Annotated in this window: 18 protein-coding genes; 14 read left to right on the forward strand and 4 right to left on the reverse strand. The window is 64.3% G+C overall.

Annotated features, from left to right (window positions below):
• Position 1: 1 nt before the first annotated feature.
• Together ACYPXD_RS27780 and phnF are read right to left on the reverse strand one after the other, a co-directional pair.
• Positions 2-730: a DUF1045 domain-containing protein gene (locus ACYPXD_RS27780; RefSeq protein WP_459719064.1), complete on the reverse strand. Its 729-nt coding sequence runs from the start codon at positions 728-730 to the stop codon at positions 2-4.
• Complete coding sequence (phnF, locus tag ACYPXD_RS27785) at positions 727-1,479, reverse strand: phosphonate metabolism transcriptional regulator PhnF (protein WP_459719067.1); 753 nt, start codon at positions 1,477-1,479, stop codon at positions 727-729. The genes ACYPXD_RS27780 and phnF overlap by 4 nt, the downstream gene beginning before the upstream one ends.
• A gap of 173 nt (positions 1,480-1,652) precedes the next feature.
• Here phnF and phnG point away from each other — a divergent pair, with 173 nt between their 5' ends.
• From phnG to ACYPXD_RS27850, 13 genes are all read left to right on the forward strand, one after another.
• Entirely contained in the window at positions 1,653-2,165 is a 513-nt protein-coding gene (phnG, locus tag ACYPXD_RS27790) for a phosphonate C-P lyase system protein PhnG (protein ID WP_459719070.1), read from the forward strand.
• Entirely contained in the window at positions 2,165-2,860 is a 696-nt protein-coding gene (gene phnH, locus ACYPXD_RS27795) for a phosphonate C-P lyase system protein PhnH (protein ID WP_459719074.1), read from the forward strand. Before phnG ends, phnH begins: the two co-directional genes overlap by 1 nt.
• A complete protein-coding gene (locus ACYPXD_RS27800; RefSeq protein WP_459719078.1) occupies positions 2,860-4,086 on the forward strand; it encodes a carbon-phosphorus lyase complex subunit in 1,227 nt (408 codons plus the stop codon). Before phnH ends, ACYPXD_RS27800 begins: the two co-directional genes overlap by 1 nt.
• Positions 4,083-5,033: an alpha-D-ribose 1-methylphosphonate 5-phosphate C-P-lyase PhnJ gene (locus ACYPXD_RS27805; protein WP_459719081.1), complete on the forward strand. Its 951-nt coding sequence runs from the start codon at positions 4,083-4,085 to the stop codon at positions 5,031-5,033. Before ACYPXD_RS27800 ends, ACYPXD_RS27805 begins: the two co-directional genes overlap by 4 nt.
• Positions 5,030-5,812: a phosphonate C-P lyase system protein PhnK gene (gene phnK / locus ACYPXD_RS27810; protein ID WP_459719086.1), complete on the forward strand. Its 783-nt coding sequence runs from the start codon at positions 5,030-5,032 to the stop codon at positions 5,810-5,812. Before ACYPXD_RS27805 ends, phnK begins: the two co-directional genes overlap by 4 nt.
• 8 nt (positions 5,813-5,820) lie before the next feature.
• Positions 5,821-6,597: a phosphonate C-P lyase system protein PhnL gene (gene phnL, locus ACYPXD_RS27815; protein WP_459719089.1), complete on the forward strand. Its 777-nt coding sequence runs from the start codon at positions 5,821-5,823 to the stop codon at positions 6,595-6,597.
• Positions 6,598-6,624: 27 nt separating this feature from the next.
• A complete protein-coding gene (locus ACYPXD_RS27820; protein WP_459719092.1) occupies positions 6,625-7,758 on the forward strand; it encodes an alpha-D-ribose 1-methylphosphonate 5-triphosphate diphosphatase in 1,134 nt (377 codons plus the stop codon).
• A 416-nt stretch (positions 7,759-8,174) separates the two neighbouring features.
• On the forward strand, positions 8,175-8,957 hold the full coding sequence (locus tag ACYPXD_RS27825) for an ABC transporter substrate-binding protein (protein ID WP_459719096.1): 783 nt from the start codon (positions 8,175-8,177) through the stop codon (positions 8,955-8,957).
• A gap of 128 nt (positions 8,958-9,085) precedes the next feature.
• Positions 9,086-10,201: a succinylglutamate desuccinylase/aspartoacylase family protein gene (locus ACYPXD_RS27830; RefSeq protein ID WP_459719101.1), complete on the forward strand. Its 1,116-nt coding sequence runs from the start codon at positions 9,086-9,088 to the stop codon at positions 10,199-10,201.
• 390 nt (positions 10,202-10,591) lie between these two features.
• Positions 10,592-11,761 (forward strand): porin, encoded by a 1,170-nt coding sequence (locus ACYPXD_RS27835; protein WP_459719104.1) that lies wholly within the window; start codon positions 10,592-10,594, stop codon positions 11,759-11,761.
• 253 nt (positions 11,762-12,014) lie between these two features.
• A complete protein-coding gene (locus tag ACYPXD_RS27840) occupies positions 12,015-12,398 on the forward strand; it encodes a DUF6232 family protein (RefSeq protein WP_459719107.1) in 384 nt (127 codons plus the stop codon).
• 121 nt (positions 12,399-12,519) lie between these two features.
• On the forward strand, positions 12,520-12,849 hold the full coding sequence (locus ACYPXD_RS27845; RefSeq protein WP_459719109.1) for a hypothetical protein: 330 nt from the start codon (positions 12,520-12,522) through the stop codon (positions 12,847-12,849).
• Positions 12,850-13,005: 156 nt separating this feature from the next.
• Positions 13,006-14,076, forward strand: a complete 1,071-nt coding sequence (locus ACYPXD_RS27850) for a hypothetical protein (protein WP_459719112.1) — start codon at positions 13,006-13,008, stop codon at positions 14,074-14,076.
• A gap of 45 nt (positions 14,077-14,121) precedes the next feature.
• Here ACYPXD_RS27850 and ACYPXD_RS27855 read toward each other — a convergent pair whose 3' ends face one another.
• Complete coding sequence (locus ACYPXD_RS27855) at positions 14,122-16,575, reverse strand: glycogen/starch/alpha-glucan phosphorylase (RefSeq protein ID WP_459719115.1); 2,454 nt, start codon at positions 16,573-16,575, stop codon at positions 14,122-14,124.
• A 258-nt stretch (positions 16,576-16,833) separates the two neighbouring features.
• On the opposite strand from ACYPXD_RS27855, the gene ACYPXD_RS27860 reads away from it, so the two are divergent.
• Complete coding sequence (locus ACYPXD_RS27860) at positions 16,834-17,061, forward strand: hypothetical protein (RefSeq protein WP_219801666.1); 228 nt, start codon at positions 16,834-16,836, stop codon at positions 17,059-17,061.
• 659 nt (positions 17,062-17,720) lie between these two features.
• Here ACYPXD_RS27860 and ACYPXD_RS27865 read toward each other — a convergent pair.
• Positions 17,721-18,602, reverse strand: a complete 882-nt coding sequence (locus ACYPXD_RS27865) for a MurR/RpiR family transcriptional regulator (RefSeq protein WP_459719120.1) — start codon at positions 18,600-18,602, stop codon at positions 17,721-17,723.
• Between the last annotated feature and the right edge of the window lie 191 nt (positions 18,603-18,793).

Consider the following 18,793-nt stretch of genomic DNA (forward strand, 5'->3'; position numbering starts at 1 on the left):
CTTACTTCACCTCCGTGTTATCCGATGCACCGAGTGCACCGAATGGGATTCGCTGCCAGAGCACGAACGGTTCGCCCGGCGCGGGCTCGACAAACAGCGCAATGCCGTCGACCGGCAATGGGCCAAGCTGCTGCGCCCGCGCGTGCCACCATTGAACGATGGCCGCGCGATCCCGCGCGTTCTCCAGCGCATTCGACAACGTCATATGAAAGCGGAATTCGTCGAACACGTAGGGGTATCCCCATTCGACGAGCAGCGCGCGTTGCCGTTCGGTAAGCGGCGCAGCCAGACGCCGCTCGAGGTCCGCCGCCGATGGCGCAGCACGCAGCGCCGCGAATGCGCGCAGCGCGTCCGATGCCAGTTCGCGCATGCGCGCATCGGCCGCTTCGCCCGCAGGCCTCAGCGCAACGAAGCGGCCGAGCGTCGCGGCCTCGACGGGCAAGGCGAAACGCGTTTGCGTGCGCGTCCAGCGCTGCGCCGCATCAACGACATCGCGCGGCTGCACGCCATCCGCCAGCCGGAACGGAGCAACGAGCGTGCCGTGCCAGCCGTAGCGGCGCGGATCGTTCGTCAGACCCGCAAGCGATTGCGACAACGACGGAAAATCGGCACGCGGTGCGTGCGCCTCGCCGTTCTCGGCATCGCGTCCGAGCCACCCGGAGCCCGCGTCCCACCATGCGGAGCCGCGCGGCGGCGCATAGTAGATCGCATAGCGCGACGCCGCGCTCATACGTCGTTCTCCACGAGCAGTTGCACGCGGTCCGCCGCGAAGTGCGTGAAGCCGTATTTGATCGGCGTGCCTTCGAGATCGACGTCGACGTTTTCGACCCACAGCACCGGTTGCTGGCGATTGATATTGAGGCGGCGCGCCACGTCCGCATCGGGCAGCACACTGCCGATACGGCTCCATTTACGCAGATAGTCGGTCACGCCATATTCGGCGAGCGCGCGGGTCATGCCGCCGGTACGCTCGAGGGCGTCGGGCAAGTCTGCGAAACGCGCGGCCGGATACCAGCTGCGCGCAAAGGTGAGCGGCACACCGTTCGTTTCGTGCAGCGTTTCCATCCGGTAAACCGTCACGCCGGCCCGCAGGCCCAAAGCCTTCGCGACGTTCGGCTCGGCCTTCACGCGCGACGAAGACAGCAGCACGCCAAGCGATTGCTGTTGGCGCAGGTTCTCGGTGAATCGCGTGCGCCGACCGATCGTATAGTCGATCGCGCCCGGTTGAACAAACGTACCGCGCCCCTGTTCGACGCTGACGAGACCCAGCGCCGCAAGCCCCAGCATCGCGCGGCGGATCGTGTGACGGTTGACGTCGAAGCGTCTCGCGAGTTCGGCTTCGCTCGGCAGGCGCCCTTCTTCGCCGAAGCCGCTCGCGGCGATTTCCGCCGCGAGTATCTGCTCGATCTGCCGCCATACGGCGACGCCACCGCCGCGTTCGAGCAGCGTTCCCGGAGTCGCGTCGTCGTTCGATGTCATGGTGGTGTCATTCCCCTCGGTTCAAATATAACTCTCGATTGTAGTGCGCCAGCCGTGATGAAAATATGAATCTGCGCACTGCACCGTGTCACTGCGGGATTTTACCTACAAACGTCTAGACGTTTAGATGAATAGATGGTCAAATATCCGGACATCGAAACCACGGAACCCCGATGAACGATCCTTCCGCCCCCGTTTCCCCCGCCCCATCATCGTCGTCCAGACGTCGCGCGTGGATGGCGGTGCTGGCACGCACGTCGCGCGCGGACCTCGAAGCCGCGCTGCAACGCGCAATGAACGGCGCGCCGCTACCCGCATACGACTGGCTGCGTCCGCCGGAAACGGGCCTTGCGATGGTGCGCGGCCGCGTCGGCGGCAGCGGCGATGCTTTCAATCTCGGCGAAGCGACGGTGACGCGCGCCACACTGCGTCTGCGGGGACCGGGGGCTGGCCATCCGGGGGCCGATGCGCCGGTCGGCGTCGCCTGCCATCTCGGCCGCGACCGTCGGCGCGCGGAGCTTGCGGCAATCGCCGATGCATTGCTGCAACTGCCACAACAGCATCCGCATCTGTACGAACAACTGATCGAACCGCTCGCCGCTCGCATCGAGGCCGCGCGCGAAGCGCGCCGGCAAGACACCGCCGATACGCGCGTCGAATTCTTCACGATGGTGCGAGGCGACTGATGAACACATCGAACAATCCGGCGCAGGCCGCGCTGTCTGCTTCGCTGGGGACCTCATTGGCCACCTCATTGGCCTCCTCATTGGCCACCTTAACGCCCGGCTTCGCCGATCCCGTGCACGACACGCAAGCGGTGTTTCGCATACTGCTCGATGTGCTTTCGCGTCCGGGCACGATCGGCACCGTGCGCAACGTACTGCCGGCACTGAGCGCAACGGCAGCAACCGGCCCGCACCAACCCGCCGCCGACCGCGCCGCGTTCGCCGCGCTGCTGACGCTCTGCGATTTTTCGACGCCCGTGTGGCTCGCGCAAGCGGATACGTCGCTCGCGTCCGCGCTGCGTTTTCACACCGGCGCGCCGCTCGTCGATACGCCGCAACGCGCCGCATTCGCCTATGTGCACGACACTGCCGCCCTGCCCGCGCTCGAGCACTTCGCGCCCGGCGATCCCGAATCGCCCGAAACGTCGGCCACGCTGCTCGTTCGCGTCGCCTCGCTCACGAGCGGCAGGCCGCTTACGTTACGCGGCCCGGGCATCGAATCCACACACCGCATCGCGCTCGACGGCCTGCCCGAGCATTTCTGGCTCGAACGCGCGGAACTGGCGCCGCTCTTTCCGTGCGGCATCGACTACTACTTCGTCTGCGGCGACGCGCTGATGGGTCTGCCGCGCACAACCCAAGTGGAGCTCAACTAATGTACGTTGCCGTCAAGGGTGGAGAGCGCGCCATCGAAGCGTCGTGGCGCCTGCTCGACAAGGAACGTCGCGGCGATACGCAAGTCGCCGAACTCAGCGTCGCGCAGATTCGCGAACAGTTGCGGCTCGCCGTCGCGCGTGTGATGACCGAAGGTTCGGTGTACGACGAAGAACTCGCCGCGCTCGCGATCAAGCAGGCGGCCGGCGACCTCGTCGAAGCGATCTTCCTGCTGCGCGCGTATCGCACCACGCTGCCGCGCTTCGGCTATACGGAGCCGCTGCGCACTGAAGCAATTCAAGCGGAGCGCCGCATTTCGGCGACCTTCAAGGATGTGCCCGGCGGCCAACTGCTCGGGCCGACGTACGACTACACGCAGCGGCTGCTCGATTTCGCGTTGCTCGCGGAGCGCGAAGCCGATGGCGCGAATGTCGAGGCGAACGCGGTCGCGGCGGTGAACAACGCAACGAAGGCCGCACAGGAATCGATGCCGCGCGTCGTTGCCTTGCTCGACAAGGAAGGCCTGATCGAACAGGAAAAGCCCACGCCCGACGCGCCGGAACCGGGCGACCTGTCGCGCGAACCGCTCGCGTTTCCCGCAAGCCGCGCAACGCGCCTGCAAAACCTCGCGCGCGGCGACGAAGGCTTTCTGCTCGCGATGGGCTATGCGACGCAGCGCGGCTATGCGCACTCGCATCCGTTCGCGGGCGAAATCCGCTTCGGCACGGTCGCGGTCGACATGGTGCTCGACGAACTCGGCGAAGCGGTCGAGATCGGCGAGATCGATGTGACCGAATGCCAGATGATCAACCAGTTCGCGGGCAGCGCGGAAGCGCCGCCGTCGTTCACGCAAGGCTACGGCCTCGCGTTCGGCCATTCGGAACGCAAGGCGATGGCGATGGCGCTCGTCGACCGCGCGCTGCGCGCGGAAGAACTCGGCGAAGCGCTGCGCTCGCCGACGCAGGACGTCGAATTCATGCTGTCGCATAGCGATAACGTCGAGGCGTCCGGTTTCGTACAGCATCTGAAGCTGCCGCATTACGTCGACTTCCAGTCGGAGCTCGAACTCGTGCGACGGTTGCGTACGCAACATGCGGCTGCAGAAGGCGCCACCGAAAAGCGTGACGGCGACGAAGCCGACGGCAATCGGCCAGCGCCGGAGCCGACTCAGGAGCAACCCCAGCAGAAGCGGGCTTCGCAGCGCGCTCAACAGGAAGCAGCCGCATGAATTCGCCCGACACCCCCCTCGCATCACCCGGCCCCGATCGCGCGGCCGAAGGCTACAACTTCGCGTACCTCGACGAACAGACCAAGCGCATGATCCGCCGCGCGCTGCTGAAGGCGGTTGCGGTGCCCGGCTACCAGGTGCCGTTCGCGGCGCGCGAAATGCCGCTGCCGTTCGGCTGGGGCACCGGCGGTATTCAGGTCACCGCGTCGATCATCGGCCGCGACGATACGCTTAAAGTTATCGATCAGGGCTCCGATGAAACGACCAATGCGGTCAACATCCGGCGCTTTTTCGCGCGCACCGCGGGCGTCAAGACGACCCGCCGCACGACTGAGGCGACCATCGTGCAGACGCGTCACCGCATTCCCGAAACGCCGCTTACCGATAAGCAGATTCTCGTGTACCAGGTGCCGAACCCCGAACCGCTGTTCCGGCTCGAACCGCGCGTGGCCGAAAGCAGGAAGCTTCACGCGCTGGCCGACTACGGGCTGATCAGCGTGAAGCTCTACGAGGACATCGTGCATCACGGCAGCATCGCGACGACTTACGACTACCCGGTCATCGTCAACCACCGCTATCTGACGTCGCCGTCGCCGATTCCGAAGTACGACAACCCGAAGATGCATATGAACGCCGCGCTGCAACTGTTCGGCGCCGGCCGCGAGCGGCGCATCCACGCGATCCCGCCGTACACGCACGTACGCAGCCTCGATTTCGACGATCACCCGTTCGAAGTGCAGCGCTGGGACCATGCGTGCGCGCTGTGCGGTTCCACGGAGAGCTTTCTCGACGAAATGATCGTCGACGATACGGGCAAGCGCATGTTCGTCTGCTCCGATAGCGATTACTGCCACGAGCGACGCGAAGCGCAGACGGCCGGGCCCACGCAGCATGCGCAGCAAACGCAACCGCAGGCCCATACCGAGGGCGCGGGAGAACACGCATGACGCATACGCCTACCCCGCTCCTCTCCGCGCGCGCGCTCACCAAACAGTACGGCGGCCGCAACGGTTGTAGAAACGTCAGCTTCGATCTGTATCCTGGCGAAGTGCTGTGCATCGTCGGCGAGTCCGGCTCCGGCAAGACAACGCTGCTGAACACGCTCGCGCTGCGCACCGAAGCCGACAGCGGCACGCTGCACTACGCGGCCGCGCACGGCGCGACGGTCGATCTGCGCGAGCTGTCCGAGCCGCGCCGGCGGCTCTTGATGCGTACCGAGTGGGGCTTCGTGCAGCAGAATCCGCGCGACGGGCTGCGCACGGGCGTCTCGGCGGGCGCCAATATCGGCGAGCCGCTGATGGCCGTCGGCGCGCGCCATTACGGGCAAATTCGCGCGCTCGCGACGCAGTGGATGGAGCGCGTCGAGCTCGATGCCACGCGCATCGACGAATTTCCGGCCGCGTTTTCGGGCGGCATGCAGCAGCGTCTGCAAATCGCGCGCAATCTCGTCACAGGCCCGCGTCTCGTGTTCATGGACGAACCGACCGCCGGTCTCGACGTCTCGGTGCAGGCGCGCCTGCTCGATCTGCTGCGCACGCTGACGGCCACGCTGCATCTGTCGGTGCTGATCGTGACGCACGATATCGGCGTTGCGCGGCTGCTCGCGCACCGGCTCATGGTGATGCAAGGCGGCGAAGTCGTCGAATCGGGCCTGACCGATCAGGTGCTCGACGATCCGCAGCATCCGTACACGCAAACGCTGGTTTCCTCGGTTCTACCGGTTTGAGGTCTGCGATGTCATTGATCGAATCCCATGCTCCACGCGCAATCGGACCCGTTTTCGTCGACAACCCGGCGCTCATGCTGCGCGCGGTCGGCGTCGCGAAGACCTTCACGCTGCATGGCCAGGGCGGCGTGCGCATCGACGCGCTCGACGGCGTGTCGCTCGATGTCGAACGCGGCGAATGCGTCGTGCTGGTCGGCCCGTCGGGCGCGGGCAAGAGCACGCTGTTGCGCTGCCTGTACGGCAACTATCTCGCGAGCGCCGGCACGATCGCGCTGCGTGACGATGGGCGCGACACGCGCCACATCGCGATTACCGGCGCGCAGGCGCACGACGTGCTGCATTTGCGTCGTAGCGTGGTGGGCTACGTGAGCCAGTTTCTGCGCGTGATTCCGCGCGTCACGACGCTGACCCTCGTGGCCGAGCCGCTCGTCTCGCGCGGTGTCGCCGAAGCCGAAGCGCGCGAACGCGCGGCCGCCTTGCTGGCCCGGCTGAATGTGCCCGAACGGCTGTGGTCGCTGGCGCCGGCCACGTTTTCGGGCGGCGAGCAGCAGCGCGTGAATATCGCGCGCGGGCTGATCGCCGAACATCCGGTGCTGCTGCTCGACGAACCGACCGCCTCGCTCGACGCGGAAAACCGCGACGTGGTCGCCGATCTCGTGATCGAGGCGCGCGAGCGCGGCGCGGCGATCGTCGGCATTTTTCACGATGAAGACACGCGCGCGAAAGTGGCGACGCGCCGGCTCGAATTGAGGCCACCGCTGCGTCACACGGCTGCAATACACTGATATCCAATACCCATACGGAGCTTTCCGATGTTGATCAGGAACGCCCGCGTCGTCACGCGGGATGAAGAATTCACTGGCGTCGTGTGGATCGAGAACGACGTGATCCGCGACATTTCGCGCGGCACGACGTCCGCGCGCGAGTCGGAGGACTGGGAAGGCGATTACCTGCTGCCCGGCCTGATCGAGCTGCACACCGACAATCTCGAGAAGCATCTCGCGCCGCGTCCCGGCGTGTACTGGAACACCGACGCCGCCTTCGTGATTCACGACGCGCAGGTCGCCGCGGCCGGTATCACGACCGTCTTCGACGCGCTCGCGATCGGCTCGCGCGCGCACAACGGGCCGCGCGAGCGCGGCATCCAGACGCGGTGCGCGGAAGCGCTGCAGCGCTTCACCGAGCGCAAGCTGCTGCGCGCCGACCACTTCCTGCACTTGCGCTGCGAGGTTGCAACCGGCGATGTCGTCGAGGTGTTCGACGAGCTGTGCGGACACCCGATGCTGCGGCTCGCTTCGGTGATGGATCACACGCCGGGGCAGCGCCAGTGGCACGACCGCGTCGCGTGGCGCCGCTTTCAGGAGCGTCACGGCAAGCTGACCGACGAGGAAGCCGAACGGACGCTGATGGAACTCGCCGCGGAACAGCAGCGTTTTGCCGATGCGCACCGTCTTGCGATCATCGACCGCTGCAAGAAGCTGCAGGTGCCGGTCGCGAGCCACGACGACACGCTCGTCGAGCACGTCGAACAGGCAGCCGCCGAAGGCGTCGTGCTGGCCGAATTCCCGACCACGCGCATCGCAGCCGAAGCCTCGCACCGTCACGGCATCGCGACGATCATGGGCGCGCCGAACGTCGTGCGCGGCGGCTCGCACTCGGGCAATGTGTCGGCACTCGAGCTTGCCAAGGCGGATCTGCTCGATATTCTGTCCTCGGACTATGTGCCGTCGAGCCTGTTGACCGCGGCGTTCGAACTCGTCGAAAAGGCCGAGTGGACGCTGCCGCGCGCGATGGCTACCGTGTCGGCCGAACCCGCGCGCGCGGCCGGCCTGCACGACCGCGGCGCGATCGCACCGGGCCTGCGCGCCGACTTCGTGCGGGTCACGATGATGGGCGCGCTGCCGGTGCCGCGCGCCACGTGGCGCGCCGGCGAGCGCGTGGTATAAGGAACGGCTGCGGCGAATCGCAAGCGCTGCCACGAGCACGACAACCAGCATTGCGAGCAGCACCGCAAGCAGCACTCAGCAAGCACTGCCGCCGGCGCCCGTCGTGCGGCAGTGCAGCGAGCCGCTGCCGCGCGCCGTTATCACGTCGCGCGGCTTGTGTGACCTCCCCCCGTTACCGCCTAACTGTCGATTTCCTTTCATTGGCACCTGCCCGCAAAAGCGCGTCAGAGCTTGCTTTGCCGCGCCATCCGGGGTTCTACCAGGTCCCCAATATTTTTGGACTGGTAAGCTTGGCGCGCGCTGCTGGCGGCCTGCCGGCGGCCAAAACCACCCGACCGGCCGCCTATCCGCGGCGGGTCATGTCGCACAGCACAATCCGCATACGCGACTTATCAGAACTACTCGGGAGTAAATCAGTGAAAAAACTGCTCGCGGCCTTGACGGTTGCCCTGCTTGCCACCGTTTCGATCGGCGCACACGCCAAAGACTGGACGACAATCCGTTTCGGTGTCGACGCCAGCTATCCCCCGTTCGAATCGAAGGGCTCCGACGGTAAGCTGGTCGGTTTCGACATCGACCTCGGCAACGAAATCTGCTCGCGCCTGAAGGCGAAGTGCGTGTGGGTCGAGAACGACTTCGACGGCATGATCCCGGCACTGAAGGCGAAGAAGTTCGACGGCGTGCTGTCGTCGATGTCGATGACACCGCAGCGCGCTGAACAGATCGCCTTCTCGTCGAAGCTGTTCAACACGCCGACGCGCCTCGTCGCGAAGAAAGGCTCGAACATCCAGCCGACGCCCGAATCGCTGGCCGGCAAGTCGGTCGGCGTCGAACAGGGCACGATCCAGGAAACCTACGCGAAGACCTACTGGGAGCCGAAGGGCGCGAAGGTCGTCGCGTACCAGAACCAGGACCAGGTCTATGCCGACCTGATTTCGGGCCGTCTCGACGCAGCGCTGCAAGACGCCGTGCAAGCGGACATCGGCTTCCTGAAGACGCCGCGCGGCGCGGGCTTCCAGTTCGTCGGCAAGGATCTCGAAGACAAGAAGATCCTCGGCGAAGGCGCGGGCATCGGCATGCGCAAGGAAGACACGGACCTGAAGACGAAGGTCGACAAGGCGATCGCCGACATCATCAAGGACGGCACGTACAAGAAGCTCGAGAAGAAGTACTTCGACTTCGACGTGTACGGCGGCTAATCGCGCCGGCCAGGCCAAGGCCTCCGCAGTACAGACGGGCTCCGCACGGAGCCCGTTTTCATTCCAGGCGGGCATAATAGCCCGCAGTCAACCGATAAGCGGCCGCTACGCTTCGCCGCCCCTCTCTCATGCAAACGCAAATTCATCCGCTGATTTCCCCGTCGCTGGGCACCGCTCGCAACGTGACGAGCTTCCACTACGGCCCCGGCGGCGGACAGAAGGTGTATATCCAGTCGTCGCTGCATGCCGACGAACTGCCCGGCATGCTGGTTTCGTGGGCGCTGCGCCGCAAACTCGAGGCGCTCGAAGCGGCCGGCAAGCTGCGCGGCGAAGTGATCGTCGTGCCGGTTGCGAATCCGATCGGTTTGAACCAGCATATGCTCGGCTTGCTCGCGGGCCGCTTCGAATCGAATACCGCGCAGAACTTCAACCGCAATTTCCATAACCTCGCGGCGCTCGTCGAGCCGATCATCGAAGGACGGCTGACCGGCGATATCGAGGCCAATCGCAGCGCGATCCGCGCGGCGATGCGCGAGACATTGCAGGCGCAGAAGCCGCGCACCGAACTCGAATCGCACCGCCTCGCGCTGCAGCTGATGTCGTTCGACGCGGACATCGTGCTCGATCTGCATTGCGATTGGGAAGCCGCGCTGCACCTGTACACGAATCCGGACCTGTGGTCCGACGTCGAGCCGCTGTCGCGCTATCTCGATGCCAAGGCGTCGCTGCTCGCGCTCGACTCGGTCGGCAATCCGTTCGACGAGATTCACAGCTTCTGCTGGTCCGATCTGCGCGCGCGCTTCGGCGACCGCTTCCCGATTCCGAACGGCTCGATCTCGGTCACGGTCGAGCTGCGCAGCCAGCGCGACGTGTCGTACGCGTTCGCGGAAAAGGACGCGCAAGGCATCGTCGAGTACCTCACGCATCGCGGCGTGATCGAAGGCACGGCCGCGCCGATGCCCGCGCTCGAATTCGCGGCCACGCCGCTCGCCGGCACCGAGCCGGTCGTGTCTCCGGTCAGCGGCGTCGTGGTGTTTCGCGCGGAAGTCGGCAAATGGGTCGACGCGGGCAAGGAGATTGCCGATATCGTCGATCCGCTGACCGATCAGGTCGTCACGCTGAAGTGCACGGTCGCGGGCGTGTTGTACGCGCGGCACGTATCGCGATTTGCGACGGCCGGGATGGAAGTGGCGCGCGTGGCAGGCGCGAAGGCAATCCGCTCGGGTTCGTTATTGTCGGCTTAGTCGGTTTGGTCAAACCGCGTTTCTCGGCCAGCATGTTGTTGGCCGTGATACTTCGCATTAGCGCATGTGCGCCATTCACGGCGCGTCGCCAGCAAACAAATCGCCCGCTTGCAGCGGGCGATTTCGCTTATGCGTCATACATTTACGCGCGCGAAGAAGATTTCCTTTCAAAAAACCGACATACATAAACAGCTTGTATGCGTAACTATAAGAAACGAGCAAAATTTCCCGCGATCGTGTCCTAAAAATGTAGTTTTTGCACTACATCTCGTGCGTTTTTCGTAATTGTCATATTCAGTTGTATGTAATCCGTTTAAATTTCCGGTCGACGAAAGACCTGCCGAAGAGCATGGCGACAGTCGCTGGCAAATTTCCAAAACGGAGAAATCTTTGAACAAGAAAGTACTGACCACGGCGCTCCTCGCAACCTTTGCGGGCGCTGCGCACGCACAAAGCAGCGTGACGCTCTACGGGATCATCGACGCGGGTATCAGCTACGTGAATCACAGCGGCGCGAACTCGCAGAAGCTGTTCAAGTATGACGACGGCGTCGCTCAAGGCAGCCGTTGGGGCATGCGCGGTACGGAAGACCTCGGTGGCGGCCTGAAGGCGATCTTCGTGCTCGAAGGCGGCTTCAACAGCGGCAACGGTACGTCGAGCCAGGGCGGCGCGCTGTTCGGCCGCCAGGCATTCGTCGGCCTGTCGAAGGACGGCATCGGCGCGGTAACGTTCGGTCGTCAATACTCGCTGTCGACGGACGTTCTCGGCGGCGCGTACTCGAACGGTGGCAACACCGTCGGCGGCAACTACTCGTACCACATGAACGACGTCGACCAGCTGACGTCGAGCCGTATCAACAACTCGGTGAAGTTCAGCAGCGCGAACTTCTACGGTCTGACGTTCGGCGCGTTGTATGGCTTCTCGAACCAGGCTGGCGCATTCGGCGGTGCTCCGACGGTGGGCGCGGCAACCGGCTCGTCGCGCGCATACAGCTTCGGCGCGAACTACGCGTACGGTCCGTTCAGCCTTGGCGCTGCTTACACGGACATCAAGTTCCCGGCTCTGGCTGTGCCGGCATTCAACGTTGCGCTCGCGAACTTCAACCCGGGCACGGGCACGTCGGGTGGCGCGGCGATCCGCGATCTGCGCACGTTCGGCGTGGGCGGCCGCTACACGCTCGGTCCGGTGACGGCATGGGCGTTGTACACGAACACGCTGTTCCAGCCGATCACGCTGGGTTCGTCGCTGTACCAGGCTTACGACGCGGGCGCGAAGTACGCGTTCACGCAAGCGCTGTCGGTTGCTGCCGGCTACACCTACTCGAAGGTGAACGGCGCCACGGCGAGCGGCCACTGGAACCAGATCACGGGTGCTGTCGACTACGCGCTCAGCAAGCGTACCGACGTGTACTTCCTGACGGTGTTCGAAGACGCAAGCGGCAAGGCCGGCAACTCCGAACTGCAATCGCAGGTCGGCGACACGAGCTCGTTCTTCGGCAACTCGGGCAACAACTCGCAAAGCCAGCTGGCGTTCCGCGTCGGCATTCGCCACAAGTTCTAAATCGCGCGGCCGGTTGGCCTTGGGTGAGACGCTCGGCCGACCTGCTTCGAGAGCAGGCAAGGACGCCCTTCGGGGCGTCTTTTTATTTCCGTTTCTTCGTTCTCGTTGCTCGTGCCGATCCGTGCTGACGAAGGTGGGTCTCGCTAGCAGCGGGCTTCACGCGCGCGGACAACGTGTCGCACTGCAAGTGCGGCGAAAGCTGGGGACACATGCGGCATAATTCACGCTTACTTCACATTCCTGTGCCCTGCCGATGGATCTCCCTTTCAACGAGCGCGGTGTCTCCGTCACGCGCAACGCCTTGTCCGCTGCCGGCCAGGTCTTTCCGCTGCGGGAAATCGGCGGCGTGCGCGTCGTCACCGTGCCGCGCAACCGGTCGCTGCCGATCGTCATTTCGGTGGCCGGCGCCGTCGGCGCGGTGGTCGGCGGCGTGTTCCGGTCGCCGGCCGGCATCGTATGCGGCGCGATGCTCGTGGTGGTCGGCTGGCTCACCTGGATCAGCCAGGATGTCACGCACCGGCTGATCGTGCAATCGGAAGGCGACGAGCGCGAGGCCTTGTCGAGCCTCGATCTCGACTTCGTCGAGCGCGTCGCCAAAACGGTTCGCGACGCGGTGGCGGCCATGCCGGCAAGCTAAGCGCCGTTAATAAAAAATTAACGCGCCTTCGGCGCGCTTTTGCACTCGTTTAAGATGTGCGCGGCTAGAGTGGACAGGTCATAACAGCCGTGCCGTCCCCGCTCGCGTCGGCACCTTGAAGATGCACGAACCTTCAACCACTCTGGAACGTCCCGCGCCGCGCGTGTTTCGTGCGCCGGCCTCTCAACTTTCCTCCTCGTTCGTCACGATCGACATCACGGTGCCCGGCACCTCTTCCTCGGCCGGCCGGCGTGCGCTGCACAGCGCCCTCGGCGCCGACCTGCGTCTCTATGTGATGACCATCGACAAGCGTCACGAGCGCATTACGTTCCGCGTCGAAGTGATGTCGCGCAGCGTCGACGACGTGATCGCCGCACTGACCGGCGGCCTCGCGCGTGCCACGATCGGCCGTGTCAGAGCGACGGCGATCAAACGTATTCAGGATGCCTAGTTTTCACAGATTTTTGCAGACACGCCGCCGCGCGCGCGTAGAGTTTGCGGTTTTTGTCACCCGCGTTCCCAGCTGCGGACACCTCAAACCCTAGCGCGTGCGCATTGGCGCGATGGGGGTCGTCATTGGGACACGCGTAACCGCAAGGTGGGTCTCATGACGCTCTCCTCTTTGCCGCGCCGCGCGGCATTGCGCACAGGCGCTCGCATCGCTGCTTTACTGTCCGCGCTGGCGGGCTCCGGCTGCGGCACGTCGATCACGGCACCGACACCGCCCGCTTCCACCGCCGGTCTCATCAACGAGGGCCGCGACGGCTTGCTGATTCCGCTCCATGTCGAGCGCAGCGACCTCGGCCAGGCGCGGCTAGGCCTGCCCACGGTGATCGACGGCAAGGCGGTCTACCTGATGTTCGATACCGGCACGCGCGGCGTGCGGGTACTGTCTTCGGCGCTGCCGCGCACAAGCTACGCCGCCGCCGGGACGCGAACCTCGCTGACGTTTCCGACCGGCGCGCAGGCGTCCGGGCCCGTGGTCAATATGCCGTTCAGCATGGCCGGCACGAAGCCTGTCGACATCGCGGCGCAATCGGTCGACGAAGTGCGCTGTATGCCGGGCGCGAAACGCTGCGTCGCGATGGACGGTTACACGGGCGAATTCGGCTGGGCGTTTTCCGGCATTCTCGGCGCCGCGGCCGATGCGCCGAACGACACATGCTGCACGCAGCCGCTGCGCGCATTGCCCGCACGTATCGGCGAGCGGTATCTCGTGCATCCGGGTCTGGCGCGGCCATTTCTCGTGTTGAGTCCGTCGAACGCGGTTGCGACCGGCTTTACGCTGCTGCCGTTGCGCGCGGCGCAGGATGGCGCGCTGCAATGGCCGGCCGGCTGCGTGCAGGTCGCCGACAAGCTGCGCTTTTGCGCGCCCGTTGTGTTCGCAACAGGCGGCAACGGCATGATCCGCATCGAGACGGACAAAGCCCCCAGCTGGGTCGGCGACGGCGATGAAAACACGGTGCTCAAGCAAGGCAACTACGACGTCGCGCTTGGCGTCGGGCCCTGGGCGCATCGCTTCGAGGGCGCGCAGGTGACGATTGCGAAAACGCGGGCCGGTGCGAACCGGATCGTGATCGGCTTGATGGCGCTGCAGAACATCGATTTGCTGTTCGACTTCAGGAACGGCCAGCTTGGCGTGCGTGCGGCGCGCGATGCCGAGACGATCGACGGCTAGGCGCAGCGCGGGCTTCATCCGATCGAAGCCCGCGCCCCGCGTGACTCACTCCATGTCCAGCGGCTTCACCTGCCAGATATCGCGTGCGTATTCGGCGATCGTGCGATCGGACGAAAACTGCCCCATGCCGGCCACGTTCTCGATCGCGCTCGCCGCCCAGCCACGCGCGTCGACGAAGCGCCGGTCGACCTCGTCCTGCGCCTTCGCAAACGCTGCGAAATCGGCGAGCACCATGTAGTGATCGCCCCAGTCGACGAGCGTGTGGAAGATGTCCGAGAACCGCAACGGATCGTCGGGTGAGAAAAACCCGGTGCGGATCTGGTCGAGCGCCACGCGCAATTCCGGGTCGTCTTCGTACAACTGACGCGGCCGGTAACCGGTCGCGCGCAGGTTGTCCACTTCGTCGGCCGTGTGCCCGAAGATAAAGATGTTCTCGCGGCCCACCGCATCGCAGATCTCGATGTTGGCGCCGTCGAGCGTGCCGATCGTCAGCGCGCCGTTCAACGCGAGCTTCATGTTGCCGGTGCCCGACGCCTCGGTGCCCGCCATCGAAATCTGTTCGGACAGGTCGGCGGCCGGAATGATCAGCTCCGCGACGCTTACGCCGTAGTTCGGCACGAACACCACCTTGAGCCGGTCGCCGATCACCGGGTCGTTGTTCACCTTCGCGCCGACGTCGCCGATCAGCTTGATGATCGTCTTCGCCATCCGGTACGCGGACGCGGCCTTGCCGGCGAACATCACGACGCGTGGCACCCAGTCGCGCTGCGGCTCCGCGAGAATGCGGTTGTAGCGCACGATCACATGCAGCACGTTGAGCAACTGCCGCTTGTATTCGTGAATGCGCTTGACCTGCAGATCGAATAGCGCGTCCGGATCGAAGCCGATCTTCGTATGCTCCGACAGACGTTGCACGAGACGCTGCTTGTTCTGCCGCTTCGCTTCGCGGAATGCATCGACGAATGCAGGATCGCTTTTCAGGTCGCGCAGTTTCGACAGCTCGAACAGATCGCGGCGCCAGTGCGTACCGATCTGCCGGTCGATCAGCGACGACATCGACGGGCTCGCCTGCGCGAGCCAGCGCCGCGGCGTCACGCCATTCGTCACATTCGTAAAGCGCTCGGGGAACATGCGCGCGAAGTCGGCGAAGATATCGCGCGTCATCAGTTGCGAATGCAACTTCGATACGCCGTTCACCTTCTGGCTCGCGACAATCGCCAGATGCGCCATCCGCACGCGCCGCTGCCCGTATTCGTCGACCAGCGAAATACGGCGGATCATATCGACGTCATGGCCCGAATGCTCGCTGACGCGCTTCAGAAATTCCGCATTGATCTCGAAGATGATTTCGAGGTGCCGCGGCAACAGGCGGGCGAGCGTTTCGACGTCCCAGGTTTCGAGCGCTTCGGGCATCAGCGTGTGATTCGTGTACGAGAACACCTGCTGCACGTCTTTCCACGCCTTGTCCCACGACACGCGATGCACGTCGACCAGCAAGCGCATCAGCTCGGGAATTGCGAGCACCGGATGGGTATCGTTCAGATGCACCGCGACCTTCTCCGCGAAGCGGCCGAACGTGCTGTGCGTGCGCAGATAGCGGCGAATCAGATCCTGCATGGTGGCCGAGACGAAGAAGTACTCCTGCCTCAGGCGCAGCTCGCGTCCGGCCGACGTCGAATCGTCCGGATACAGCAGGCGCGATACGTTCTCCGACATATTCTTCGCGTCGACGGCGCGGCGGTAATCGCCCTGATTGAACGCGGAGAGATCGAGCTCTTCGGTCGCACGCGCGGACCACAGACGCAGCGTGTTGGTCGCGCTCGTCGCGTAGCCGGGAATGACCGTGTCGTACGCCATCGCGTTCACATGCTGCGTTTCGATCCATTCGATATGGTCGTTGCGCTGCACGGTGCGGCCGCCGAAATGCACGATGTACTGCACCTCGGGGCGCGGAAATTCCCATGGGTTTCCGGCGCGCAGCCAGTAGTCCGGTGTTTCGACCTGCTCACCATTCACGATCTGCTGGCGGAACATCCCGTACTCGTAACGGATGCCGTAGCCGAAGCCCGGAATGCCGAGCGTGGCCATCGAATCGAGAAAGCATGCGGCAAGACGCCCCAGACCGCCGTTGCCGAGCGCCGCGTCGGGCTCGAGATCGGTCAACGCTTCCATGTCGACGCCGAGGCCCGCGAGCGCCTCCTTCATCTGGTCGTAGATGCCGAGCGCCAGCAGCGCATTCGTAAACGTGCGGCCGATCAGAAATTCCATCGACAGGTAATAGACGCGCTTCACGTCCTGCTCGTATTGCTCACGCGTGGTTTTCATCCAGCGCGTGACGAGCCGGTCGCGCACGGCAAGCGCGGCGGCGTGCAGCCAGTCTTGTGGACGCGCGGTGACGGCATCCTTGCCGACGCCGTACATCATGCGATTCGAAATCGAGCGCCGCAGCGCGTCGACGGTACTGTTGAGCTGGTCGAATTCCAGATCCACCGCTGTCATCGAAACCTCCGGTAAAGCGACGCGGCGCGCACCTGAAACGCGCGCGAGCGGTAAGGCGCAGGCGGCGCGAGCCGGTCTGGTGGATAAATAAGCAGATTAGGACATTTGGCGGGTCCCGTCATCCGCGACGGCAGTTTACGCAAGGTATATGCCCCGCCCGCGCGGGCTGGCCCGGATGCGGTGCGACCTTCGACCCCGCTTGCACTAGTATGGAATTGAAAGAAGGCATATCGGCGACAGCGCTCGAGGGAGGTCGACATGAATGCACAAGCGATGCTCGGAGTCGTGCACGCACAGGAACTGCTGATCGTGTCGCTGATCCGCGCGATGCCACCGGACGAACGTCGCAGGATTGCCGACGAATTCCAGCAACAGGTCGATCTTGCCGAAGCACCGCATCTGAGTTCCGGACATGACCGCGAAATCAACGAAGCGTTCAAGGCTCATATTCGAAAATTGTCTATTCTGCTTGCCTCCCTGAGCTGACTGCCGGTGCCCGGAGCCGCTCGAGGCGAGAATCGCGTGCGGGGCCACGCGATGGCTCGCGGACGCGCGGCGGGCCAGACAGTTAGTTGCATTTTAGACGACGAGATCGGATATGTCGCTGCACTTCATGGGCATGTTGTGGCTCCGCAAAATGCGGGCACAATTTCGAACAAAATGTGCGAAAACTGCAAGGTGAACGGCGCAAAAAGGACAATTTGTAAGAATTCATCCTCCTGCCCTAATCGGCATTGCGCGAAACCCATGGGCTGACACGCGAATTGGGCGCAAAGAAGATATCGAGTCACGGACGCACCTGCGAGCGCCCTCAGGCGAACCGGTGGTCGCACCGATGCCAGCCCCGTTAGAGACGAAGGCCGCCTCCGCGGAGAGTTGAACACGACAGCCGGGCAGAACCGCGTGCGCCGCCAGATCGCCCAAGGCACTCGCACTCATGTGCGCGGGCAGCGATATCGCCGGTTACCCGGTGCTGCCGCGTGCGCGGATATTGACGTAGATGCCTCCCCATCATGGGCATGCACCCGGGAGCCGACGCAAGGTCAGTCCTCCCCGGGCGTCCTCGCGAACCACCCGCCCTTGATCGTCGCGCCCGCACCCATCATGGGGCGGGGTCGCCTCGCTGCATGCAGCAAGGCAGGCATCTATTCCAGTTCCTGCAACAGTTGATGTAGCACCTCGACTCGCTGAAGATGCCCGTTCCCGCGCTCGCGCAATCGCTCCGCGACCAGCGAGCAGATCAGGTTCACCAATGCCGATACGCCCACCACGCTGTCGAACAGCATGAGTCCGTCCGTGTGACAGCGGATCACCCAGCGCGCAAGACGCGCCGGCTTCCCCGCGATCACATCCGACAGATAAAGCGTGCTGACGCCCGCTTCGGCGAGCGCCGTTACCGCAAGTGAGACCGCCGGCACGCGTCGCCGGAAGCCGATCACGATGGCAAGATCCTTCGCCCCCAGATCACCGATGTACTCTGCCAGCGTATCGCCGGGCGCAGGCAGCACGGTCACGTCGCTGCGCACCTGGATCAGTTCGCGGCGAATCATCATCGCGATGGTATGGCTGTGCCGGTAGCCGATGATGACGACCCGCCGAGCGCTCGCTATGCTGCTTACGACGTCGGCCAGCACCTGGCGGTCGAGCGAGCGATACGTGTTCGCGAGATTCGTCACCTCGTGATTCAGATGCGCTTCGATCAGCTCGTCGAGCACGCCCTCCGACTCCTTCTTGCCGCGCTCCTGCAAGTAAAGCGGCGAGCCGCTCACCAGCGCCGCGCGCGCCGTTTCACGCGCATCGTCGTATGACGCATAGCCGAGTTTCTGAAAGAAGCGCGTGGCGGTCGCTTTCGAGACGTGGGCACTGGCGGCGAGCTCAGTCGCCGTCTGCATGGCCAGCTGGCCGGGCGCGCTCAGAATCACGTCCGCCAGCCGCTGATCGATCTCCGATAACTGGTCGTAGCACTCCGCAATGCGGCTCTCGATAGACGACGGGCGTTTGTTCTTCTTCGCCTGTGATGAAACCATGAACGTTCATTTAATCCGGTAGAGGGAATAACACGCGGCTGTGCAGCGCCGGCACCACGCCTGTGCGCCACGTCGGCTTCGCACTCGCACAGTGCATGCACTCCGATCGCTGGCATTCCTATTCTGTCATAGGTCGAACCCTATCTGGAACATCAGTTTCACGGATTTCCTTTTAGAATCACGTGTTTCAC

It is taken from the genome of Paraburkholderia sp. 2C, from assembly GCF_054589215.1.